Below are 23,419 nucleotides of genomic sequence, written 5' to 3' on the forward strand. Positions count from 1 at the left end.
ATGGCCGAGGAAGTCGCAGCGTTCTCTGCCAGTGTTGCACTTGATTCTTGAGACCAAGCAGCGCCTGTCACTTGAACAGTCTAGTGATGAAACGGAACAACTTTGCACCCCCTGACTCCCAGCCGACGGCACGCTTGGCCCGCCGTTTGGCGTTCTTAGAAGCATTCAGAACTGCTGTAACCTTGTAGATACCGAGGTCGCGCTTGACCTTCTTCTTCGCCGCCGTAAGTCCGAGAACTGTCTTGAGGCTTGGCTTTCGATACCTGATGCGCATTGGCTGCTCCCCAGTAACGTCGAACGCTTGAGTTAAGTCGTGCCGCGAAGCGGCATCGGCTTGAACGAATTGTTAGCCAGCAGACTGTGCCGGCTCCGGGTTGTCAATTTGATTGCTAGAGACAGTTGCGGCAGATGCGTTCCAAGCATTGAGCATCCAGTGTGGAAGCTGGTCATGGCGCTTAACAGAAACGCGAGCGTTCGCGTATGGCATATGAGGAAGCAGGACAGTACGAACGATCATGTTTTCTGGATTGACTTGAACCGGAGCAATTAGATCGGGAGCAAGAGTAATGTCCTCACGGCTCTGCATGTACAAGGGCACCAGGTAGTTCATGCGCCCAAAGTACCAATACGGAAGCTGTAGGTCGCGATTAATTGACCATTGGATTGCACCGGACACCGCGCACATTTGCGATACGGGAGGCGTCCGCTCCAGGAAAGGAACGCGATCGGCGTTGTCTTGAAGGATGTGCTCGTGAAGCATCACGATTTCACCGCCGCGAGGGATGGATGACGGCACGGGCAATTCTGGCGGTGTTGGCAGTGAGGGTGCAGAAATATCGGAGCCGACATGCACGCAGTAGAGCGGCTGCCTGTTAGGTTGATTGTTGCGCTCCAGAACCAAATAAAGCGGCGTTCCGTACCTGGTCTGCAGATGCCCAGCCGTAACTATCAGTTGTGTGTCGGTGGTTGTGTACGCGTCTTGCTCGATGCTCCAAGCAAAATGGACTGCCAAGTACTTTTCTAAGACGTAAAGATCATTTCCCCAGTTCTCCGATAGCGCTGAACGCTGCAGCGTCTCGAGGAGTGGCCGTGGTACATGCACCGTGCGACGAAGCCGAGCAACAACCTCGTTTGTCAGAGATGTACCAAGAGCGTCTTGGATCTCATCCTTGGGTACCGGCATTGTTCCCCCCCTGCTGGCTAACACCTGAGTTAAGCCGCGCCGCGAAGCGGCGTCGGCTTGGACGAATTGTTAGCTGCTTAGGCAGCAGAATCCAGCTCGCCCGAGAACAGATAGGCCTCTGATCCCCGGGATATTCGACCGGAAATTTCAATAGCTTCACCCGGATCCTCGAATTCCACGCACAGCGTGATGGACCATGGCTCCGAGTGAGCGCCATTGCTCATCGTGACATTAGCCGCCAAATACGACCCGTCAGGCTGCAACGTCGCGACCGCGCCACTTAGAGTTTGCCACCGCCCGAACTCGATAACCGAGATCAATGTAAAGCTGATCTCCGACTCTCGGAAGATGAGTGCCGGGACATCAAGATACTCCTCGCTGTCGAGGTAGTGCAGCTTTCCAGCGTAACGTCGACTGTTGTTTGACATGTGATAGCGTTTCCCAAGCAGCTAACACCTATTCGACTGCGAACTGCAGCCTAGTCCCGCAGCCTAACCGATTCAAACTCTGCCGACCAACAGAGGAATCTAGCTAGTTATCAATAGCTTGCACCTTTCCCGCAGCCTAATCCTGCAGCCTAATCCCGCTCGTATTTCTTCCGAGCAGTAGTTGGAGCCATGCGGAGCTAAAGGGCGCGGTTTCGGGAGCGCTCACGGTCGAGAGCGGCCTCCTGCCGCTTCGCCGAGCACCTTCCCCGAGCGACACGCAGGTGGGACCTGGACGCGCATCTGCCTGTTCGCCGAATCACGCACGTCATCCCCCTTCCGCGCATTCGACCGACGCGAACAGCACCCCCGGCGGCCATTCGATCCGTGCGTTTCCGTTCTGCGCGGATACTTCCCGCGCTCAGCAGTAGAACGAAGGCAATCCGATCGCGGCGCGGCGTTCGTCGAGCTGGCGCGGGTTGACGATGCCGTAGAAGGCGACGACGCCCTCGCCCGCGACGAACGACTGCATGCCGTAGACCTGCGGCTGATGATTGAGCCGGCGGTTGCGGTCGACGAGGAGCGCGAGGCGGCGGCTGTCGGCCTCTCCGCGATGCACGGCGTGCTCCATCTGCCGAGCGGCGAGCACCTGGTACTCGGGGTCCATGTCCGCCGTGCTGGGTCAGGAGCCATGCCGCGCGGGCGGCGTCTTCGCCCACGGACGAACGCGTGGGCCAGCCGCAGGCGGCGAGGAGCTCGCGCATGTAGGCGGTGTTGTCGGCATCGACGCGCAGCGCCGCATCGAACGCATCGCGCGACCCGGGCTCGGCCAGAACGGCCCTGCGTGCGGACTGGTCGGCGTCCTGGCGGTGCAGGAGTTCGTCCTTCAGCGCCTCTGGCGCGCAGTCCCGCCCGAGCGTGACGAGCGGCCACGCAAGCATTGCGATCACGACGATCCGGAGCATCCCTGTCCCTCCCCCTGAGGTGACGTCCTTGCCTTCCGGCGCGGGACGCCCGGCACCCGTTGCGGTGCCGTGGAGCGGAGGCTAGCGGCTCAGGCGGGGCTCGGCAAACGGCAGCCGCACATGCGCATGGAACTCAGGCCTGCCCGGCGCTTCCGACGCCTCGGCGCGCGTGCCGTTCGAGTCCCCACAGGGCGCCGGCGAGGGCGAGCCAGAGCAGGAAGAAGGGCCAGCGCGGGCGCGGGATGTCGGCCTGCGCCGGTGCCGCACGGGCGGCAGGCTGGGCGGCGAGCGCGAGGGTGTCGGTGCGCAGGCGCGCGGCATCGAGTGCGCCGGTGCCGCTGTCCGCGCGCACGTGGAGGTCGATGTCCTCCCCGCCCCCGAGCAGCCGATGCCAACCCGCCTCCGCCGGCCACCAGGCCGCGCAGCCGCCCGCGTCCGGCACCAGCGCCGTGTCCGTGCCGGAGGGCGCACGCACCTGCGCGCCGGCACCGATGCCGCACAGGATGCGCCGGATGCCGACGCCGCGGTCCTCGCCGGTGTCGATGGGCGTCGCCTCCGCCGGGCGCGCCAGTGCGGCGACGAGGTCGCTCCACAGGCTGGCGTGCGCGGCGGGCGCATCCTCCAGCGCCAGCCTGAAGCTGTCGGTGAGCCGGCTGACGGCGATGCGGCCCCTGCCCTGCGCGCGCCAGAGCGCGAGGGGCGCGCCGCCGTCCGAGGCCAGCAGCGTGGCGGTGGCGTCGCCCTCGATGCGCAATGGGGCCGAGGTCAGCAGCGGTGCGTCCTCGCCGGCACCGGCGAGCCGCACCGGCAGGGGTTCTTCTGAATCCGGCTCGGGCGCCACGTGCAGGCCGAATTCCGCCAGTGCGGCAGCGCCGGCGTCGTCCAGCGGGCCGGTCGCACACAGCAGCACGCCGAGGCCCTGCTCCACCGCGTCGCGCAGCGCCCGGCGCTGTGCAGGGTCGAAACCGGTCCACACCCGCTCGTCCAGAACGAGGAGATCGGCCTCCGCGAGCGCCTGGGGCTCGAAGGCCGGCGCCGCGCCGAAGTGCAGGTCGCGGCTGATCTGCATGCGGGAATCGAGGGCGATGCCTGCATCCGCGGCCCAGCGGCGCAGTTGCCGCAGCTCGGGATTCGGCGCGCCGGAGAGCAGCAGGACGCGCGCGGCGCGCCCCGGCTCCGCGGCGAGCGGGACGTCGATCCGCTCCACGCGTTCGCCCGTCGCGTCCAGCACGCGCAGCTCGAACAGGATGCGGCCGGGCGCGCGCGCCACCGCATCGAGTGCGAAGGCGCCGTCCTCGCCCAGCGCGGCCTGCGTGGCCAGCGCGCCGGAGGGGTCGCGCAGTTCCACGCGGCCGCCGGGCACGGCCTCCACCCGCCCGCGCAGGGACCACCGTGCGCCGACCACCACGCGCGACGGCAGGTCGAGCGCCACCAGGCCGCGCGGCAGGGGCGGCGGCTCGAAGCGCACGTCGAGGCCGCGGGCGGCGTCGAGGTCGCGCGGCGTGAGGCCCGCGCCGCGCACGTCGAGGGTGCGCGTGTCCGGATGCCGGCGCAGCGCGGTGGCGAGATCGGGCACGCGCTCGCCGCCGCCCGCGGCCTCGGGCAGCGCCACCACGGCGGCGCCGGGCGCCCCGTCTGCCTCGCCGCCGGTGGTGAGCACCGTCAGCGTGCCGCCCGCGTGCGCGGTGGTGGGCGGGAACAGCACCGCGTGCAGGGCGACCGCCGCGGCCGCCTGCAGCACGACGATCCCCAGCGCGTGCATGCCGCGCAGCCGCCTTGCCCGTGCGGCCAGGGCGACGCGCACCGCGCCCAGCACGACGGCCAGCGCGAGCAGCGCCGCCACCAGCCACGCCACCTTGACGCCGGCGATCACGGCGCATCCTCCCGCAGCGCGTCGAGATAGGCCGCGCCCGCCGCGTCGGGCGCCGGACGCGGCAGCACGCCGGCGGCGGGCACCGGGAGGGCCGGCCACAGCGCGGCGCGCAGGCGGTCGCGGCAGGCGGCGCAGCCCGGGTCGCGCTGCACGGCGTCGATGGCCGCGACCAGGGCCAGCGGGTCGTCGAGGCGCTCCTGGTTGTCCAGCACCCAGCGGCTGGCGGCGTCGAGGTCGGCCTCCGCCGGCGCACCGTCGTCCAGGGCCCGCCACAGCGCCGCCAGTTCCGGCGCACCGGCGGTGGATGCGGGCACGCGATCGGGACGGTCGGTCACGCCGTCGAGGTCGCCGCTGAGCCGGCGGCTCTCGTCGATGGGCGGCAGCTCGAGGCCGACGCGGGCGAGGTAGATGCGGTCGGACTGCTGCACCTTCTTGATGAACTCCAGCGCGCGGTACTGATGCGGCAGCGCCGAGACCGGATTGCCCTGGCGCAGGAAGCCCTCGGACTGCCACATCGCCGAGAGTGCCTCGCGCAGTAGTGCCTTGGTTTCCGGATCGAGCAGGGTCGCGGCCTCGGCATGGTCGTGCACGTGCCCGTACTCGGCGAGCACGTTGCCCGCGTCGCCGAAGGCGGGCGCCGGTGCGGGCGCCTCGGGTTCCGGCTCGGCCGGCGCGTCCTCGTGGGCGGCCGCATCGGCGAACAGGGAGTCGTTCGCGGGCCGCCGCGGCGGCGGTGCAGGCGCGGCGCGATGGTGGTGCTCGCCGGGGCCATGGTCGTGTCCGGCATGGTCGTCGTGGTCGTGCCCGTGGCCCTCGCCTCCGCCCTCGGCCTCCTCGCCCATGAACTGGCCGTAGCGCAGGCGCAGCAGGCGCTGGTCGACGCCGATGGCGTCCGAGCGCGTCACGAATTCGTCGTTCGGCATGCGCATGCGCTCGGCACGCAGCGCCTCGGTGTCGATGATGATCTGGCGCTGGCTGCGGAAGTAGGCCGGGAGCGTGCGCTGCACGAGGCCGTCGAAGCCGGTGGCGTCGCCGCCCTGCGGCGGCGGCCAGCGCAGGACCACGGCGGCGCTGCGCGTGGTCTGGCGCTCGGGCGTGCGGGTGTCGTCCACGTCGAGGCGTGCGACCAGGTCGTCGCCCGCACCGAGGCCGAGTTCGGCGAGGTCCAGCGTCAGCGCATAGCGGCGACGGGTGGGCTCGCCCTCGCCTTCGACCACGCGGGCCTGCTCGCTGAAGGCGACGTTCTCGCCGCTGCCCTGGGCGAGCGTCAGGTGCAGGCGCGCCTCGCCGAGGCCGTAGTCGTCGCTGGCCTCGAACAGCAGCGTCCAGGTGGCCTGTCCGGGCTCGGCCATCACCACGTTCTGGTCGGGCTCGATCACGCGCACCTGCGGCGGCTGGTCCGGGACTGCATCGAGCCGGTGCAGGCTGGCGTCGGCCGGCGGCGCGCCCTCCACCTCGACGCGATAGAGCAGCGAGGCGTCGAGCACGTGGCGGCCGCGCCACTCGCCCCCCTCGCGCCGCAGCGGGATGCGCTCGCCCTCGTGGGTCGCCAGGTGCACCGCGGTGGGCTGCGGGTCCAGGCGCAGGCGCCAGTCGAGGGTGGCGCCGGCCGGCGCGCTCGCGTCGAGCGCGGGCTCGGTGCGCGTCGGCAGGCCGGTGTAGGCCGGCGGCGCGATGGCGATGGAGGCCGCGAGGATGCGCGTTTCGGTCGCGGCATCGCGCGCGTCGCCGCCGCTCCGCAGCGCCTCGCCGTCGATGCCGCCCGGCGCCCGCGGCCACAGCAGGACCGCGACCGCCAGCACGGCCCCGGCCGCCCACGCGAGGAGCAGCGCGATGCGCGGCCATGCCGGGCGCAGGTCCGGCAACGCCAGCGTCTCGATGCGGGCGGCGATGCGCGCCCGCTGCAGTGCCGCGAGCCCGCCCCCGGGCGCGTGCAGGAGCAGCGCCGTGCTGTCCTCCAATGCGGGCACGCTCGCATCCAGCCGGCGCGCGACCCAGGGGAGATCGACGACGGCTGCGCGGCGACGGACGAACCAGACGCCCACGGCCACGCCGGCGAGCAGGGCTCCGCTGGCGGCCACCGCGCCCCCGAGCCGGTATGCCAGCACGGCGAGACCGAGCAGGAGCGGCAGCGCGACGAGCGCGTCCGCGGCCATGCGCCGGCGACGCGCCGTCGCACGCAGGACGTGCAGGCGGGCGAGCGCGGCGCTCATGCGCGCCACCGCTGCCGGCGGCTCGCGAGCAGGCGCTCGACGAGCAGGACCAGGCCGATCAGCAACGCCAGCCACGGCTGCAGGCTGCGCGCACCGTCGGCCGCACCGAGCCCCCGGACGGCGGCCTCGGCGCGGGCCGGTGCGACGGCGGGCGCGGGCGCCCGCGCCGGCATCGGCGATGCCTGCAGCAGGGCACGCAACTGGCCCGGAAACGCCGGATCGAGGAGCACGGGAAGCGCCTCCGGCCGCAGCGGCGCCGCCAGGCGCAGCAGGCGTCCGGCACCCAAGGGCTGCTCCTCGGCGAGGACCGCCCCGCCGGCGTCGCGCCACGCCGGTACCGGCATGCCCTCCCCTTCGAGCGCCGCATCCGCCTCGACGACCAGCGTGCGGCCCTCCTCCGCCCATGCGCGGACCGCGGCGGGAACCTCCGCATGCAGCCAGACCAGGGTGTCGCTGTCGCCGCCGGGCACAGCGTCGGACTGGGCCGCGTCGAACGCCCCTTCCGCACCCCAGGCGCGTGCGGCGGCACGCAGGTAGCGCAGGCTGTCGGCCCGGTCCGCCGGGTAGCGCACCGCGAGGCGCGGCGGCTCGCCGGCGGTCTCGCCGCGTGCGGGCGCACCGGGCACCACGTGCCACGCCACCTCGCGCGCAAGCGCGGGGCGTGCGCCGTCGAGACCGTCGAGGATCTCCGGCACCACGACGGTCAGGCGGGCGTCCGCAGGCAGGCGGGCATCCGCCTCACGCAGGAGGCTCGCCACCGGTTGCCGCGCGGCCGGCTGCGGCTCCGACAGCGGCGGGAAGCCCGGCGCCAGCCAGCGCCACTCGGCATCCATCGCCTGCCCGCGCGCCGCCGCGGGGTTCGCCCCGGGCACGACCAGCACCCATGCGCCGCCGCCGGGCGGCTGCACCAGTGCCGGCGCGGCCAGGAAGAGCGCCAGCAGGGCGACGAGGAGAAGGCGCGCGACGAGAAGCGCGCGCTCCTCGAACAGCACCCTGCGCTGCGGCCGCCGACGGACCCGCAGCCAGCGCAGCGCCGCGAAATCCACCACGCGTTCGTCCGCGCGGCGGATGAGGTGGATCAGCAACGGCACCGCGAGCGCGGCAAGCGCTGCGAGTGCGGCGGGCACGAGCAGGGTCGGACTCATGCGCCACCCCGGCGCGCGGACACGCGTCCGCAGCGGCGCTGCGCCCTACGAAGCATCGGCAGCCCCTTCCCCTGCGCACCTTCGAGCAGGAATGAGGGCGAAGAAGTGGGAAACGAGTAGGCCGTCGAGCCCTCGTTGTTCCTCACCTCTCTCCGCCCGCGTCTCGCCGCTCCGCGCTCACCCCCATCCCAGCCTTCCCCCGCAGGCGGGGGAAGGAGTCGGGTGTGTGCGGCGGGAAGCGCTTCGTTCGTAGTTACCGTACCTGCATACCAGCTCCCCCTACGGAGCATCGGCAGCCCCCTCCCCCGCGCAGCGGGGGAGGGCTGGGGTGGGGGCGCTTTGGGCAGGAGTGAGGGAAGAGAAGTGGGAAACGAGTAGGCCGTTGTGCCCTCGTTCCTCGCTTCTCTCCACTCACTCCTCGCCGCTGCGCGCTCACCCCCATCCCAGCCTTCCCCCGCAGGCGGGGGAAGGAGTTGGGGGCGTGCGGCGGGAAGCGCTTCGTTCGTAGTTACCGCACCTGCATGCCAGCTCCCCCTACGAAGCATCGGCAGCCCCCTCCCCTGCGCAGCGGGGGAGGGCTGGGGTGGGGGCGCTTTGAGCAGGAGTGAGGGCGGAGAAGCGGGAAACGAGTGGGCCGTGGAACTCTCATTCCTCACTCTTCTCCAGTGGCCTCTCGCCGCTCCGCGCTCACCCCCATCCCAGCCTTCCCCCGCAAGCGGGGGAAGGAGTTGGGTGCGTGCGGCGGGAAGCGATTCGTTCGTAGTTACCGCGCCTGCACCTCGGCCTCGCCGACAAGGCGCGGGCAGCCCCCTCCCCCGCGCAGCGGGGGAGGGTTGGGGTGGGGGCGCTTTGAACAGCAGTGAGATATGAGAAGTGGGAAACGAGTCGGCCACTGAGCCCTCGCTCCTCACTTCTCTCCACTCACTTCTCGCCGCTCCGCGCTCACCCCCATCCCTGCCTTCCCCCGCAGGCGGGGGAAGGAGTCGGGTGTGTGCGGCGGGAAGCGCTTCGTCCTTGCCTACCGCGCCTGCACGTCGGCCTCGCCGACGAAGCGCCGGCAGCCCCCTCCCCTGCGCAGCGGGGGAGGGCTGGGGTGGGGGCGCTTTGAGCAGGAGTGAGGGCGGAGAAGTGAGAAACGAGTGGGCCGTGGAACCCTCGTTCCTCGCTTCTCTCCACTCACTTCTCGCCGCTCCGCGAGACGGGGGAAGGCGTCGGGGGCGGAGGCATGGAAGTTGCCAGTTCACTCCCCGCCCCTCCCCCGCAGGCCGAACAGGCGCCGCAGCGGTGCGTCCAGTGGTTCGTCGATGAAGCAGGTCGCGTGCGCGATGCCGGCGGCGGCGAGCCGGGCGGCGAGCGCGGTGCGGGCGGCGGCGAACTCGGCGAGGAAGCCGCTCCGCGCCGAGGCGGCGTCGGTGAGCACCTCGGCGCCGCCTTCGACGTCGCGGAAGCGGTGGCCGCCCCTGAACGGAAAGTCGCGCTCCTCGCCGGTGAGGATCTGGATGCTGGACACCTCGCGGCGTGCGGCCGCGAGGCGTTCCGCCACCGCGACGCCGGCTTCGTCGAAATGGTCGCCGAGCAGGAGCAGCAGATCGCCTGCGGCCACCCGCTCCCACAGCGGGCGCAGCGCCGCGTCCTCCGGCCAGCCGCCGCGGGCGTGGAGCGCATGCAGGGCGAGGTGGCAGCGGTCGCGCTGGCGGGGGCCGTCGGCGGCAGGCACCAGGTCGAGGCGGCCGTCGCCCGCGATGGCGAGCCCGAAGCGGTCGCCCTGGCGCAGCGCCACGGCGATGCATGCGGCCGCGAGCGCGCGCGCGGCGTCGAGCCGAGACCGGTCCGGGCGTGCGGCGTCGGCCTGGCCCATCGATGCCGACGCGTCGACCAGCAGCCACAGCGTGAGCGGGCTGTCGCGCTCGGCCTCGCGCACGAAGTAGCGGTCGGAGCGGGCGTAGAGCTTCCAGTCGATGCGGCGCAGTTCGTCGCCGGGCTCGTAGGCGCGGTACTGCGAGAACTCCAGGCCCTCGCCGCGGCTGCGGCTGTGGTGCTGGCCGATGCCGCCGGCGACCGCAGGCCGACGCGGGGCCAGGCGCAGGTCGGGCAGCGCGGCGCGCAGGTCGGGCGGGATGAGATCGATCAAGCGCGCGGCCCCCGCGAACGGCCGAGGACGACGGGCGCCATGCCGCGACCGAGGGCGGTGGTCGCGGCTGAAGCCGCTCCTACAGGAGGCCTGCGCCAGCCAGCGAGTGTAGGAGCGGCTTCAGCCGCGACGGCACGCATTCCCATGGATCAGGCCGGGAACGGCACCGCGCCGAGCAGGGCCGCGACGACGTCGTCCGGGCTCTTCTGCTCGGCCTCCGCCGCGAACGACAGCAGCAGGCGATGACGGAGCACCGGGCCGGCGAGCGCCTGCACGTCCTCGCGGGTGGCAGCGAAGCGGCCGTGCAGCAGGGCGCGGGCGCGCGAGGCAAGCATCAATGCCTGTCCCGCGCGCGGGCCGGCACCCCACTTGACCCATTGCCGCACCGCCTCGGGCGCGTCCGGCCCGGGACGGGTGGCGCGCACCAGGCGCGTGATCCAGGCGACGAGATCCTCGCCGACGTGGACCTCGCGGGTCAGCGCCTGCAGCGCCACGACCTCCTCGGCGCCCATCACCTCCGGCACCGCGGCCTGCGCGCTGCCGGTGGTCTGCACCAGGATCGCGCGCTCCTCCGCCTCGGTCGGGTAGGCCACGCGCACGTGCAGCAGGAAGCGGTCGAGCTGGGCCTCGGGCAGCGGATAGGTGCCCGCCTGCTCGATGGGGTTCTGCGTCGCCAGCACGAAGAAGGGCTTCGGCAGCGCGTGGGTCGCGCCGGCGTAGCTCACGGTGTGTTCCTGCATGGCCTCGAGCAGCGCGGCCTGGGTCTTGGGCGGCGTGCGGTTGAGTTCGTCGGCCAGCAGCAGGCTGGTGAACACCGGCCCGCGCTGGAACTTGAACACGCGCCGCCCGGTGCCGTGGTCCTCCTCAAGGATCTCGGTGCCGATGATGTCGGAGGGCATCAGGTCGGGCGTGAACTGGATGCGCCGGAAGTCCAGCGCCAGCGCCTGGCCCAGCGAGCGCACCAGCAGGGTCTTGCCCAGGCCGGGCACGCCTTCGAGCAGGCAGTGGCCGCCGGCCAGCAGGCCGATCAGCAGCTGCTCGACCACCTCGTCCTGGCCGACCACCGCGCGCGCGATGGCGGCCCGGAGTTCGCCCAGCCGTGCGAGCTGGGCCTGGACGGCGGATTCGGTGCTGGCGGTGTCGGTCATTGCGGGTCCGTGAGGCGGTTCGGTGTGCGGCACGGCGAGGCCGGCCGCGGTTCGGGAGGAAGGCTCAGGCGGTCAGCGCGTACATCACGATGTTGACGGCGAACTTCGTGTTGTCCTCGGCCAGCCAGCGCTTGTTGCGCCAGTCGTAGTCCCACTCGCAGCCGTAGTCCTTGTTGCTGTAGAGCACGCCCAGGCGGCCGTCGATCTCGATGCCCTTGAGGTAGTCGTGCACCAGGTCGTCGCCCCAGCCGTTGAGCTCGAAGGCAGTGGTCGGCGGCCCGTCGAACTCGAAGAAGCTGGAATACAGCGGGTGGTCGTTGGGCAGCTTCTTCAGCGCGTCGTCGCCGAAGATGTCCGCCATCTGCGCCTCGAAGGACTTGGCGAACAGGCCGTCGATGTCGTGGTTGCAGTCGTCCACGAACACGAAGCCGCCGTTGCGCACGTAGCGCTCGAAGTTGCGGCGCTCCTCGGGCGTGAACTGCACCAGCTTGTGCCCGGCCATGTAGCAGAACGGCGCGCCGAGCATCGCCGGGTCCGCCAGCGCGACCACGCGCTCGCGCGGATCGACCCGCAGCGTGGTGTGGTCGATCAGCGTGGTGATGAGATTGGAGGGCATGCGCTGATCGACGTCCCAGTTGCCCGAGTCGTACATCAGGCGGGTGAACCAGAAGTCGTAGGCGCCCTGCCCCCCGGCCTGCGCGCGGGCGGCAAGCGGCCCGAGCGCAAGGCCGGCGGCACCACCGAGCATCAGGCGAAGGCAGGCGCGGCGGTCCATGTCAGGCCCCCGCCCGCGCGGTGCCGCCACCGGCGGCGGACATGCCGCCGGCGCCCACCGCTGCTTTGGAATCGTGATGCGCGCCCTGCGGCATGGGGATCCGGAAGGAACGGGCGGTGCGCGCGCGACGTCGTGCCGTGCGCGCACCGCGAACGGTCACACTGCGTCCGACAGCGAGGTGAAGGTGAAGTCGCGCAGCTTCATCGGCGGGATCATCATGATGTAGCCCGACTCGTCGCCGGCCACGCGGATCGACCGCCCCAGCTCCTCGACGTTGTTGAGCATGATCACCGGCGACTCGTTGAAGCGGAAGTTCTTGATCGGGTACTTGATCTCGCCGTCCTCGATGTAGAACGTGCCGTCGCGGGTCAGGCCGGTCAGCAGCATGGTCTGCGGATCGACCATGCGGATGTACCAGGTGCGGCTGACCAGGATGCCGCGCTGCGTGCCGGCCACCAGTTCCGCGGTGGACTTGGTGCCGCCGGGCACGATCAGGTTGCCCGGACGCGCCGTGGCCTGGGCGCCGTTCCGGTCGGCCCAGTAGCGCGAATAGCGCAACCCGCGCACGACGCCCTTGTCCACGAAGTCGATGCGCTCGCGCGGCAGGCCCTCCTCGTCCCAGGGCAGCACCGGCACGTCGGCGTGCCACGGGTCGGAGTAGATGCTGACCCGCTCGTCGAAGGCGCGCTCGCCGATCTTGTTGCCGCCGCCGCGCTTGGTCAGGAAGCTGCGGCCCTCGTCGGCCTGGCGGGCGTCGAAGCCCGACATCATGAAGGACACCAGCCCCGCCGCCGCCGCGGGCTCCAGGATCACGGTGTACTTGCCCGGCTCCAGCGCGCGCGCGCCGGCCGACCCCTTGGCCTTGCTGATGCCGGTGCGGATCACGCGGCCGGCATCGAACTCCGACACGCGGGCGACGTTGCTGCCGACCCAGCCCGAGCCCTGCCCGTCCTCGGTGCGCACGGTGCAGGTGTAGTTGAAGTTGGTCGAGCGGCCGTAGGCGAAGTTGCCCTTGCTGTTGGCGATCGCCGAGAAGCTGGTGCCGTCGAGCAGGAAGCCCGCCGCGACGAGGTTCTCCGCCTTGCACGGCCCGATCGAGTCGGCGGCGACGCGGGCGCGGTATTCGGGCGTGATGGCCGCAACGCTCTCGTCGAAGGCCGGGCTCGGACGGTAGGTCTGCTTCTCGATGGCCGGCATGAACTCGGGGTTCTCCGGCGCCAGCCGGGCCAGCTCCTCGGCGCGCCGCACCACGCGCTCGAGGGAGGCGTCGTCGAACTGGTTGATGCTGGCCGAGCCGCTGCGCCTGCCGAACGACACCGTCACCAGCAGGTCGACGTCGCTGACGCTGCCGCTGGTGGAGATGTTGTTCAGCGCGAAGCGCACGTTGCCGGCGACCGAGCCGGCCAGCACGGCCGTGGTCTCGTCCGCGGTCGACAGGGCGATCACCTTGTCGAGGATGGCCTTGGATTCCTGTTCGGTCAGGATGCTCATGGGTGTGTTTTCTCCTTAACCGAGGCTGCGAGCCGTATTGATGACGTTGACGCCGTCGAAGCGTGCCGTGGCGGATCCGTGCGAGACCGCCGAGACCTGGCTCGGCTGGCCCTTGCCGTCGAAGAACGAACCGCCGAGGCGGTAGTCGCGTTCGTCGCAGATCGCCGAGCAGGCGTTCCAGAATTCGGGCGTGCGGATCTGGTAGGCGACGTCCTCGATCATGCGCGTGACCTCGCCGTTCTTGATCTCGTAGAAGAGCTGGCCGCCGAACTGTGCGTTGTAGCGCTGCTGGTCGATCGAGAACGAGCCGTTGCCGATGATGTAGACGCCGTTCTCGACGTCCTTGATGAGCTCGGCCGGCGTGAGCGGCGTGCGGCCCGGCGCCAGCGAGACGTTGGCCATGCGCATGAACTGCACGCTCGACCACGAGTCGGCGTAGCTGCAGCCGTGCGACTCCTCCTCGCCGAGGATGTGCACCTCGTCGCGGGTCGCCATGTAGTTGACCAGGACGCCGTCCTTGACCAGGTCCCAGCGCTTGGTCCTGATGCCCTCGTCGTCGTAGCCGACCGCACCGAGGCTGCCGGGCTGGGTCTTGTCGGCGAACAGGGTGACGATGTCGCTGGCGTACTGGAACCCCTCCTCGCGCTTGTCGAGCGTGGCGAAGCTGGTGCCGGCGAAGTTGGCCTCGTAGCCGAGGACGCGGTCGAGTTCGAGCGGATGGCCGACCGACTCGTGGATGGTGAGCCAGGTGTGCGTGGGATCGAGCACGAGGTCGTAGCGGCCCGGGCGCACCGACGGCGCGGCGAGCTTCTCCTGTGCATGCCGGGCGGCGGCGACGGCGTCGGCGCGGAGGTCGTAGGAGTTGCGGTAGACCACCGCGCCGCCGGGCAGCTCGATGCGGTCGGCGGGGTCGGCGTCGAGGTACTCGTAGCCCATGCCCATCGGCGAGGAGAGCCCCGCGCGGGTGCGGAACTTGCCCGAGTCCTTGTCGATGGCGGTCACCTGCATCGGCGTCCAGATGCGATGCACGTCCTGGTCGATGTAGGAGCCCTCGGTCGAGGCGAAGTACTTCTGCTCGTTGACCAGGAAGATGGTCGAGTTGACGAAGCTCGCGCCGGCGGCCAGCGCCGCGGCGTTGACGTCGAGCAGCAGGTCGACCTTCTCCTTGATCGGCACCTCCATCGCGTTCTTGCGGATGGGCGTGCGCCAGCTCACCTCGCCCACGCCCCGGGTCGGCGCCATCTGCACGCGCGTGGTCTGCGTGCGCGAATTGGCCTGGGCGATGGCCGCGGCCTGGCGGGCGGCGGCGGCGACGCTGTCGGGATCCAGGCGGCTGGTCGCGGCGAAGCCCCAGGTGCCGTTGACCAGTGCGCGGATGCCCACGCCGGTGGACTCGGTGTTCACCACGTTCTGGACCTTGTCCTCGCGGGTGACCACGAACTGGCGCAGGTAGCGCCCGATGCGCACGTCGCTGTAGCTCGCGCCGGCCTGGCGCGCCGCGTCCAGCGCCGCGTCGGCCAGGCGCTTCTTGAGCGCCGGCTCCATGGTGGTGACCAGTTCCTCGGCGGCGATGGCGCGGCCGAAGTAGGACGGCAGCAGCATGCCGCCGAGACCGAGCCCGGTGAGGGTCAGGAAGTCGCGTCGTTGCACATCAGTTCTCCACCGGCCGCAGGGGCACGGGCAAGGGTCGGATCGGGATGTCGCGTTGCGCACACCGCACGGCGGGGCGACACCCGATGCTCACCGCGGAGCGGGGGCATGTGCAAATGACTTTAGGCATGGGTGGGGCGTTGGGCGAGAAGCGAGACATGAGGAGTGAGGAACGAGGAAGGCACGATGGCTCGCGTCCGTCCCCCGGCCTCCCCCACAGCGCGCTGCGCGCGCTCACCCCCCAGCCTTCCCCCGCTGGCGGGGAACGGCTTTACCGCGAGAAGTGAGGGTGGATGAGTGAGGAACGAGAAACAGAGCGCTGCCGGCACTCCTTTCCCACTCCTCCTCACGCATTCCCCAAGCCCCACCACCCCCTCCCCCGCGGACAGCGGGCGAGGGTTGGCGAGAGGGCGCTCTGCTGCGAGAAGCGGGACATGAGAAGCGAGACACGAGGGCTGACGGCTGCTCGTACTCGTTTCTCACTCCTCCCACTCACTCCTCAAGCTCACCCCAGGCTCCTCGCCGTGTTGATCACGTTGACGCCATCGAAGCGCGCGGTGCTGGAGCCGTGGGAGACGGCGGACACCTGGGCGGGCTGGCCCTTGCCGTCGAAGAAGGACCCGTTGAGGCGGTAGTCGCGTTCGTCGCAGACGGCCGAGCAGGCGTTCCAGAACTCCGGGGTGCGCATCTGGTAGGCGACGTCCTCCAGCATGCGGGTGATCTTCCCGTTCTTGATCTCGTAGAAGAGCTGGCCACCGAACTGCGCGTTGTAGCGCTGCTGGTCGATGGAGTACGAGCCGCGGCCGTGGATGTAGATGCCGTCGTCCACGCCGGCGATCATCTCCTCCACCGAGAGCGGCGACCTGCCCGGCGCCAGCGAGACGTTGGGCATGCGCTGGAACTGCACGCTCGACCAGGAGTCGGCATAGCTGCAGCCGTGCGAGGCGTCGTGGCCGAGGATGTGCGCCTGGTCGCGCGTGGCCTGGTAGTCGACCAGGATGCCGTCGCGGATCAGGTCCCACTGCCGCGCCGGCACGCCCTCGTCGTCGTAGCCCACCGCGCCCAGGCTGTGCGGCTCGGTGCGGTCGGCGACGAAGGTGACCTGGTCGCTGGCGAAGCGGTAGCCCGCGTCGCGCTTGTCGAGCGTGGCGAAGCTGGTGCCGGCGTAGTTCGCTTCGTAGCCCAGTACGCGATCGAGCTCGAGCGGGTGGCCCACCGACTCGTGGATGGTGAGCGCCAGGTGCGAGGGATCGAGCACGAGGTCGTAGCGACCCGGGCGCACCGACGGCGCGGCGAGCTTCTCCTTCGCCTGTGCGGCCGCGGCGATGGCGTCGGCGCGCATGTCGTAGGCGTTGCGGTAGCCGATCACGCCGGCCGGCAGGGCGAAGGCCTCGGCCGGGTCCGGCGTGAGGTACTCGTAGCCCATGCCCATGGGGGCGGACAGGCCGTTGCGGCTGCGGAAGCGCCCGGAATCGCTGTCCACCGCCGTCACCGTCATCGGCGCCCAGATGCGGTGGATGTCCTGGTCGATGTAGGAGCCGTCGGTGGAGGCGAAGTACTTCTGCTCGTTGACCAGGAAGATCGTCGAGTTGACGAAGCTCGCGCCGGCGGCCAGCGCCGCGGCGTTGACGTCGAGCAGCAGGTCCACCTTCTCGCGGATCGGCACCGCCATGCCGTTGACGCGCAGCGGCGTCGCCCAGCGCACCTCGCCGACGCCGCGCACCGGCGCGAGCTCGACGCGCGCATCGCCCACCTGCGCGTTCGCGCGGGCGATGGCCGCCGCCTCCCGTGCCGCGGCGGCCACGCTGTCGGCGTCCAGCCGGCTCGTCGCGGCGAAGCCCCAGGTGCCGTCGCGCAGCACGCGGATGCCGACGCCAGTCGACTCCAGGTTCACCACGTTCTGCACGCGCGTCTCGCGGGTGACGACGTGCTGCTGCAGGTAGCGCCCGATGCGCACGTCGCAGTAGCTCGCGCCCGCCGCGCGGGCCGCGGCCAGCGCGGCGTCGGCCAGCCGCTTCTTGAGCGCGGGATCGAGCGGCGAGAGCAGTTCCTCGGCGGCGATGGCGCGCGAGAACGGCATGGGCAGCATCAGGCCGGCGAGGCCGGCGGCGGACAGGCTCAGGAAGTCGCGGCGTTGCACGGGGTCAGGATCTCCGGCGGGCGCAGGTGCGCGGGACGCGGATGCCGGTGCGGCATCCGAAGGCCGGTCGATGCTGTTCGCGCCTCGTCCGGGGCGTCAACCGCCATCGGTCACGGCGGCGCGCGGCGCACCGGCCGCCGCCGCGCCGTGCTGCGGCCGGCATTCCGCGCTGCCGTCGAAGCGGAACTCCTCCACCGGCACGGGCCGTCCCAGCAGGTAGCCCTGCAGCGCATCGCAGCCCAGCTCGCTCAGCACTTCGAGCTGGGCGCGCGTCTCCACGCCCTCGCCCACCACGGTGAGTTCGAGCGCGTCGCCCAGCGCGACGATGGCGCTGACGATGGCCGCATCCTCGCTGCCGCGGGCCAGCTCGCTGACGAAGCCGCGGTCGATCTTGAGTTCGTTGGCCGGCAGGCGCTTCAGGTACAGCAGGCTCGAGTAGCCGGTCCCGAAGTCGTCGATCGACAGGCGCACGCCGAGCGCGGAGAGGGCCTCCAGCACCGCGTGGCTCGCCTCGACGTCCTGCATCGCGGTGGATTCGGTGATCTCCAGGATGAGCTGCTCCGGCGGGACGTCATGGGCGCGCAGCGCCCTGCCCACCGTCGCCACCAGTTCGGGGTGCGAGAACTGGAGCGCGGACAGGTTCACCGCCACCGCCAGCGGGGGACGGCCCTGCTCGCGCCACGCGCGGAGCTGCCGGCAGGCCTCGTCCAGCACCCACTCGCCGATCTGCAGGATGAGCCCGGTGCGCTCGGCGAGGTCGATGAAGTCCGCCGGCGCGAGCAGGCCGCGCTCGGGATGGTTCCAGCGCAGCAGCGCCTCGGCGCCGGCGAGCACGCCGCTGCCCGCCTCGAACTTGGGCTGGTAGTGCAGCACGAACTCGCGCCTGCCCAGGGCCTGCCCCAGTTCGTGGATCAACTGGAGCTGGGCGCGGGCGTCGGCGGTCATCGACGGCGCGAAGTAGCTGTAGGTCCCGCGACCGCTGCCCTTGGCGTGGTACATCGCGGCGTCGGCGGCCGCCAGCAGCGCGGGCATGTCGTCGCCGTCGTGCGGGAACAGCGCGATGCCGACGCTGGCGCCGACCGAGACCGGGGTGCCCTCGACCTGGCGCGGCAGGCGCAGCTCGGCGAGCACGCGCTCGGCGAGCGCGGCCGCATCGCTCGGCGTGTCGATCCGCGCGAGCAGGACGAACTCGTCGCCGCCGAGGCGCGCGAGCGTGTCTTCGGCGCGCACGCATGCGGCCAGGCCGCCGGCGACCTCGACGAGGAGGCGGTCCCCGCCGTGATGGCCGAAGGCGTCGTTGACCGCCTTGAAGCCGTCGAGGTCGATGAAGAGCAGCGCCAGCTGCGCGCCCTCGCGGCGCGCCGCCGCCATCGCCTTGCTCGCGCGGTCCTCCAGCAGCACGCGGTTCGGCAGCCGGGTCAGCGGGTCCTGCATCGCGAGCTGGGTGAGTTCGGCATTGGCCGCGGCGAGCGAATCCGCCAGCACCGCGGTGCGCTGCTCCATGCGCGCGTCGAGCACCGAGGTGAGCAGCGCCACCGCGAGCACCGCCAGCGCGATCACGATGACCAGCCCGGCGATGCCGTCCTGCCCGAGCCCGTTCAGCGCGCCGCCGCAGAGGCTGCCCTCCGGGAATCCGGCGGCCGCCATTCCGGTGTAGTGCATGCCGGCGATGGCCGCGCCCATCAGCGCCGCCGCGGCCAGTCTGCGCAGGCGCACGCGCGGGATGCCCCGCCGCAGGCGGAAGGCGATCCACAGTGCGGCGCCCGACGCCCCGACCGCGATGACCAGGGACGCGAGCACCAGCAGCGGGTCGTAGACGATGCCCGGCTGCAGCTTCATCGCGGCCATGCCGGTGTAGTGCATGCCGGCGATGCCGCCGCCCATGACTACCATGCCGACGATCAGCCGCCGCCGCGGAAGGCCCTCCCCCGACACCAGGCCGAGCGCGAGCGCGGAGGCGGCCAGCGCCAGCAGCAGGGACAGCGCGGTGAGCGGAATGTCGTAGCCGACCTCGATGGGCAGGCGGAAGGCCAGCATGCCGATGAAGTGCATGGACCAGATGCCGAAGCCCATCGCCACGGTCCCGCCGCCCAGCCACCACAGGCGCGCGCTGCCGCGGGCGGCGGACACGCGGCCGGCCATGTCCAGCGCCGTGTAGGCGGCGAGCACGGCGATGGCGATGGAGATCAGGACGAGGGGACGGTCGTAGGCACTCGCGAGCATGTGGGGTCCGGGGGGCGGGTGAAGCGCGGGCCGCTCACGGAGCTCGCTCGCGGGAGGACAGATCGGCCGGTGCGCCCGGGGCTTGAGCCCACGCCCGCACGGCGGTTCAGCCGGCCTTCCTGCGGGGCCGGCACGCAGCGTTGCGGAAACGGCGGGTCAGCCGGCCGTCGGCGCGGCGGCGGGCGCGAGGTCCGGGCCCAGCGCGACCCGCTCGTCGAACACGAAGCAGGCGCCGTCGTAGCCCTGCCCGCCCACGCGCTCGAAGTACCCGAGGATGCCGCCGTCGAGCTGGAGCACGTTCTCCATGCCGGTCGCGCGCATCCACAGCGCGGCCTTCTCGCAGCGGATGCCGCCGGTGCAGAAGCTGACGACCGTGGCGTCGGTCAGCGATTCGCGGTGCGGGGCCAGCGCCTCGGGGAGGTCGGTGAAGTTGTCGATCGGCAGCGTGAGCGCCCCGGCGAAGGTGCCGTAGGCGACCTCCTCGCGGTTGCGGGTGTCGAGCAGGACCAGCCTGCGCCCCGCGTCGTCGCGGCCCTGCGCGAGCCAGCGCGCCAGCGTCTCCGGTGCCACCTCCGGCGCGCGCCCGGCGAGCGGCGAGGCGTTCTCGCGGCGGAAGGCGATGATCTCGCGCTTGACCTTGACCTTCAGCCGCGCGAACGGCGGCGTGGCGCTGCGGCTGTACTTCGCGCGCAGGTCGCCGAAGCCCGGTTCCGCACGGACCAGCTCGACGTGCGCGCGGACCGCGGCCTCCGCGCCGGCGAGGAACAGGTTCACGCCCTCGGGCGCGACGAGCACGGTGCCGCGCAGGCCGGCATCGGCGGCATGCGCGCGCAGGCGCGCTGCCAGCGCGGCGGGCGCCTCGACGGGAGCGAAGTGATAGGCGGCGACGTTCAGGACCATCGCGGAAGTGTAGAGCCTGCCGCGCGCTTTGCGGCCGGGTGGGTGGGCCCTCGGGCGCGGAGGCGGCCCGCGGGAGCGGCGTCGGCGACGCGTGCCCGGTCGCGGCGCGACCGCGCGGCCCGCACTGCTGCAACACGCACGTCACGGCGCCGGGTTCTGATGGCGGATTTACCCATCGCCCAGGAGCCACGCCTCACCATGAGCGCCCCGCACGCCGCCCTCCCCTCCGCTTCCCGGCGAACCCGCGCCCGCCGCGGCCTGACCGTCCTCGCCGCCGCGCTCTGCGCCCTGGCCGCCGGCACGGCCCTGGCCGACGACCGCGAGTGGCTGGCCGGCGACCACCACGTCCACAGCGAGTGGAGCGTGACCTGGGACTGGAGCACCTATCCGCCCAAGCCGATCCGCGGCGGCGACTCGGAGCACGCCATCCTCGACAACGCGCGCCAGGCGCACGCGCACGGACTGAGCTGGATGGTCTCCACCGACCACGGCGGCCCGGGCCACTCGCGGGTCAACGCGCAGAAGGCCTACCCCGCCCTGCTGGAGGCGCGCGCGGCGGTGCCGGAGCTGATGATCTTCTACGGGATGGAATTCGACGTGCCCGCCGCCGAGCACGCCTCGCTGATCATCCCGATCCACGACGACGAGCGCGACCAGCTGTTCCGGATCGAGTCCGGCTACAACCGCCGCGAGGTGCACGAGGATCCCTCGCGCAACACCGAGGCCTTCATGCTGGAGGCGCTGGCCTTCATGCGCGCGCTCGATCCCACGCCGGTGCTGTTCGTCAACCATCCCTCGCGCACCGCCACGGCGCACGGCGCCTGGGGCGACGTGACCCCGCGCGAGCTGCGTGCCTGGCAGGACGCGGCACCCGAGGTGCTGGTCGGCATGGAAGGCGCGCCGGGCCACCAGGCCAGCCGCGAGACCCGCGGCCTCTACCGCAACGCCGCAGCGCCGACCTACGGCGGCTTCGACCAGATGACCGCGACCGTCGGCGGCGTCTGGGACGGCATGCTCGCCGAAGGCCGCCGGTTCTGGATCACGGCGACCTCCGACTCGCACGTGCATGCGAGCCGCGGCGGCGCCGACTTCCATCCGGGCGAATACAGCAAGACCTGGATCCATGCGCGCCGCGACCCGGCGGGCGTCCTCGACGCCCTGCGCGCCGGCCGCATGTTCGTCGCCACCGGCGACCTCGTGGACCGGCTCGAACTGGAGGTGAGCGTCGCCGGCGAGCCTGCGCGCATGGCGACGCTGGGCGAACGCCTGGAGGTGCCGGCCGGCGCGGACGTGCACGTCCGCCTCGCGCTGCGCCAACCGGCCAGGAACGCCAACGGCCCGGTGCCGCCCCTGCACCACGTCGAGCTGATCGAGGGACGCGCGGGCGAGACCGCCCCGGTCATGCACCGGATGGCGCTGGACGCCGGCGGCTGGGAGCGCGACGGCGAGTGGATCCGCATGGAGTGGCGCCTGGAGGACGTGCGCGAGGCCCGCTTCGTCCGCGTCCGCGGCACCAACACCGACGAGATGGAGCCGCAGCCCGACGTCGCCGGCGAGGACCCTTGGGAGGATCTCTGGTTCTACTCGAACCCCGTGTTCATCGCGCCCGCCGACGCGGGCGCCTGAGGCTCAGAACGGCCAGGGCAGTCCGAGCAGCGGCGCGGCCAGCCAGTAGATGCCGAGCCCGATCAGCACCCACAGCACCAGCCGGAGCAGGGCTCCGGCGATCTTCAGCGCAACCACGATCGCCACGACCAGCAGCAGGACGACGACCGGCTCCATGGGCGACTCCGGATGGGAAGCCCGGGATTATGCGACTTGGGAAGTGAGAGGTCAGGATGTTGAGGAACGAGGGAAGGCACGCGGCCACGGCCCGCCTCCCACGCATTCCTCACCCTCGCCGCACGCACCCAGCAACGCGCTGCGCGCGCTCACCCCCATCCCAGCCTTCCCCCGCAGGCGGGGGAAGGAGCTTTGCAGCGAGAGATGAGGAGGCAGAAACGAGAGGAGGCGCACGCACTGGCACCAGCCATCGTTCCCCGCTCCTCCGCACCCACTCCTCAAACCCCACCCGCCCCCTCCCCCGCGGACAGCGGGGGAGGGTTGGGGAGGGGGCGCTTCTGCTGCGGGATGTGAGACAGGAGGAGTGAGAAAAGAGGAGAGGTGGCTGTCTGGACTTGCTTCACTCCGCTCCGTGCATTCCTCGAAGCAGCGCGCTGCGCGCGCTCGCCCCCATCCCGGCCTTTCCCCCCGCAGGCGGGGGAAGGCGCTTTGCGGCGAAGGAGCGAGAAACGAGGAGCACGCCCGCTCCTGCTCGCTCCTCACTCCTCCTCACTCTTCCTCCTCAGAACCGTCACTGGATCAGGTCCACCTGCCGCGCCGCGGTGTATTCCAGCAGGCCGAAGTGCCCGTACACGTAGGTGTCGCTGCCGTCCTCGCCGTCGATGCGGGAACTGTGGACGCCGCCGACGGTACAGACGCCGGTCAGGCAGACCACCTGGTCGGCGTAGGACTTGATCGAGTACATGCGCGCGCCAAAGGAGCGGTTGGCGAGCGAATTGACCAGCGGGCTGTTCATCGACAGCCCCTGGGCGCCGCAGGTGGTGGTGGCGACGTTCCAGGGATAGGTGCCGCAGGAACGCAGCCCGCGGAAGGCGCCGGCGATGCCGACGAAGGCGTCCACGTAGCCCTGCATGCCCAGCGCCTGGATGCGGCTGGCCGCCAGCGTGGCGCCCATGGAGTGGCCGATCACGTCGATCCGCCCCGTGCAGGAGGCGGCGGCGGCGTCCACCAGCGCGGCATCGACCGGCACCGTCTCGCTGCCGGCGTGGTCGTTGCAGGCCGCGCAGATCTTGCTGCCCCAGTCGGGGCGGAAGATCTGCCCGGGCGACCAGCCGCGCCGGAGCAGCTCCTGGTAGGTGTTGTCGAACTGCGACGGCGTGCCGGTGTTGCCGTGCACCAGCACCACCGCGTCGCGGCAGGCCTGGGCGAAGGCCAGCCCCGGCGCCAGCGCGAGCAGAGCGATCGTCACGAGCGCCCAGGGCGCCCCGCGGAATCGAGCCATGTCATCCCTCCCGGCCGCCGCGCGCACCTGGATGGCACGTCTGTGGACGACGGCGGCCCGACCCTAGCGCGACCGACGCCGGCAGCCACCTGT

Annotated in this window: 19 protein-coding genes; 2 read left to right on the forward strand and 17 right to left on the reverse strand. The window is 71.4% G+C overall.

Annotated elements, in window-relative coordinates; genetic code table 11:
* Positions 1-67 precede the first annotated feature (67 nt).
* From ACFO3Q_RS07590 to ACFO3Q_RS07605, 4 genes are all read right to left on the reverse strand, one after another.
* A complete protein-coding gene (locus ACFO3Q_RS07590; RefSeq protein ID WP_377004045.1) occupies positions 68-274 on the reverse strand; it encodes a hypothetical protein in 207 nt (68 codons plus the stop codon).
* Positions 275-346: 72 nt separating this feature from the next.
* The gene (locus ACFO3Q_RS07595) at positions 347-1,183 is read right to left on the reverse strand and encodes a DUF3825 domain-containing protein (RefSeq protein ID WP_377004046.1); all 837 of its coding nucleotides are present in this window, start codon (positions 1,181-1,183) and stop codon (positions 347-349) included.
* Positions 1,184-1,260: 77 nt separating this feature from the next.
* Positions 1,261-1,611, reverse strand: a complete 351-nt coding sequence (locus ACFO3Q_RS07600; protein WP_377004047.1) for a hypothetical protein — start codon at positions 1,609-1,611, stop codon at positions 1,261-1,263.
* A gap of 418 nt (positions 1,612-2,029) precedes the next feature.
* Positions 2,030-2,275, reverse strand: a complete 246-nt coding sequence (locus ACFO3Q_RS07605) for a DUF6624 domain-containing protein (RefSeq protein WP_377004048.1) — start codon at positions 2,273-2,275, stop codon at positions 2,030-2,032.
* Between ACFO3Q_RS07605 and ACFO3Q_RS07610 the strand changes: the two genes are divergently transcribed.
* A complete protein-coding gene (locus tag ACFO3Q_RS07610) occupies positions 2,274-2,591 on the forward strand; it encodes a hypothetical protein (protein WP_377004049.1) in 318 nt (105 codons plus the stop codon). The two genes, ACFO3Q_RS07605 and ACFO3Q_RS07610, sit on opposite strands and share 2 nt — an antisense overlap.
* 115 nt (positions 2,592-2,706) lie before the next feature.
* On the opposite strand, the gene ACFO3Q_RS07615 is transcribed toward ACFO3Q_RS07610, so the two are convergent.
* The 11 genes from ACFO3Q_RS07615 to ACFO3Q_RS07665 form a co-directional block, all read right to left on the reverse strand.
* Positions 2,707-4,446 carry a carboxypeptidase regulatory-like domain-containing protein gene (locus ACFO3Q_RS07615; RefSeq protein ID WP_377004050.1) on the reverse strand — a complete coding sequence of 580 codons (1,740 nt, stop codon included), beginning with the start codon at positions 4,444-4,446 and terminating at the stop codon, positions 2,707-2,709.
* Positions 4,443-6,659 (reverse strand): DUF4175 family protein, encoded by a 2,217-nt coding sequence (locus tag ACFO3Q_RS07620; protein ID WP_377004051.1) that lies wholly within the window; start codon positions 6,657-6,659, stop codon positions 4,443-4,445. The genes ACFO3Q_RS07615 and ACFO3Q_RS07620 overlap by 4 nt, the downstream gene beginning before the upstream one ends.
* A complete protein-coding gene (locus tag ACFO3Q_RS07625) occupies positions 6,656-7,804 on the reverse strand; it encodes a BatA domain-containing protein (protein ID WP_377004052.1) in 1,149 nt (382 codons plus the stop codon). Before ACFO3Q_RS07625 ends, ACFO3Q_RS07620 begins: the two co-directional genes overlap by 4 nt.
* Before the next feature lie 1,240 nt (positions 7,805-9,044).
* Complete coding sequence (locus ACFO3Q_RS07630; RefSeq protein WP_377004053.1) at positions 9,045-9,935, reverse strand: DUF58 domain-containing protein; 891 nt, start codon at positions 9,933-9,935, stop codon at positions 9,045-9,047.
* Positions 9,936-10,084: 149 nt separating this feature from the next.
* The gene (locus tag ACFO3Q_RS07635) at positions 10,085-11,083 is read right to left on the reverse strand and encodes an AAA family ATPase (RefSeq protein ID WP_377004054.1); all 999 of its coding nucleotides are present in this window, start codon (positions 11,081-11,083) and stop codon (positions 10,085-10,087) included.
* Between the two features lie 64 nt (positions 11,084-11,147).
* The gene (locus tag ACFO3Q_RS07640; protein ID WP_377004055.1) at positions 11,148-11,858 is read right to left on the reverse strand and encodes a DUF4159 domain-containing protein; all 711 of its coding nucleotides are present in this window, start codon (positions 11,856-11,858) and stop codon (positions 11,148-11,150) included.
* 156 nt (positions 11,859-12,014) lie between these two features.
* Positions 12,015-13,349, reverse strand: a complete 1,335-nt coding sequence (locus ACFO3Q_RS07645; protein ID WP_377004056.1) for a TldD/PmbA family protein — start codon at positions 13,347-13,349, stop codon at positions 12,015-12,017.
* 15 nt (positions 13,350-13,364) lie between these two features.
* Positions 13,365-14,999 (reverse strand): TldD/PmbA family protein, encoded by a 1,635-nt coding sequence (locus ACFO3Q_RS07650; protein WP_377004057.1) that lies wholly within the window; start codon positions 14,997-14,999, stop codon positions 13,365-13,367.
* A gap of 505 nt (positions 15,000-15,504) precedes the next feature.
* The gene (locus ACFO3Q_RS07655; protein ID WP_377004058.1) at positions 15,505-17,139 is read right to left on the reverse strand and encodes a TldD/PmbA family protein; all 1,635 of its coding nucleotides are present in this window, start codon (positions 17,137-17,139) and stop codon (positions 15,505-15,507) included.
* A 96-nt stretch (positions 17,140-17,235) separates the two neighbouring features.
* A complete protein-coding gene (locus ACFO3Q_RS07660; protein WP_377004059.1) occupies positions 17,236-19,362 on the reverse strand; it encodes a putative bifunctional diguanylate cyclase/phosphodiesterase in 2,127 nt (708 codons plus the stop codon).
* A 156-nt stretch (positions 19,363-19,518) separates the two neighbouring features.
* Positions 19,519-20,262 (reverse strand): sulfurtransferase, encoded by a 744-nt coding sequence (locus ACFO3Q_RS07665; RefSeq protein ID WP_377004060.1) that lies wholly within the window; start codon positions 20,260-20,262, stop codon positions 19,519-19,521.
* A gap of 198 nt (positions 20,263-20,460) precedes the next feature.
* Between ACFO3Q_RS07665 and ACFO3Q_RS07670 the strand changes: the two genes are divergently transcribed.
* Positions 20,461-21,888, forward strand: a complete 1,428-nt coding sequence (locus ACFO3Q_RS07670) for a CehA/McbA family metallohydrolase domain-containing protein (RefSeq protein ID WP_377004061.1) — start codon at positions 20,461-20,463, stop codon at positions 21,886-21,888.
* Between the two features lie 3 nt (positions 21,889-21,891).
* Here ACFO3Q_RS07670 and ACFO3Q_RS07675 read toward each other — a convergent pair whose 3' ends face one another.
* Together ACFO3Q_RS07675 and ACFO3Q_RS07680 are read right to left on the reverse strand one after the other, a co-directional pair.
* Complete coding sequence (locus ACFO3Q_RS07675) at positions 21,892-22,044, reverse strand: hypothetical protein (protein ID WP_377004062.1); 153 nt, start codon at positions 22,042-22,044, stop codon at positions 21,892-21,894.
* A 571-nt stretch (positions 22,045-22,615) separates the two neighbouring features.
* Entirely contained in the window at positions 22,616-23,326 is a 711-nt protein-coding gene (locus ACFO3Q_RS07680; protein ID WP_377004063.1) for an alpha/beta fold hydrolase, read from the reverse strand.
* Between the last annotated feature and the right edge of the window lie 93 nt (positions 23,327-23,419).

Origin of the sequence: Coralloluteibacterium thermophilum (assembly GCF_042654365.1) — a bacterium.
Classification (GTDB): Bacteria; Pseudomonadota; Gammaproteobacteria; order Xanthomonadales; family Xanthomonadaceae; genus Coralloluteibacterium; species Coralloluteibacterium thermophilum.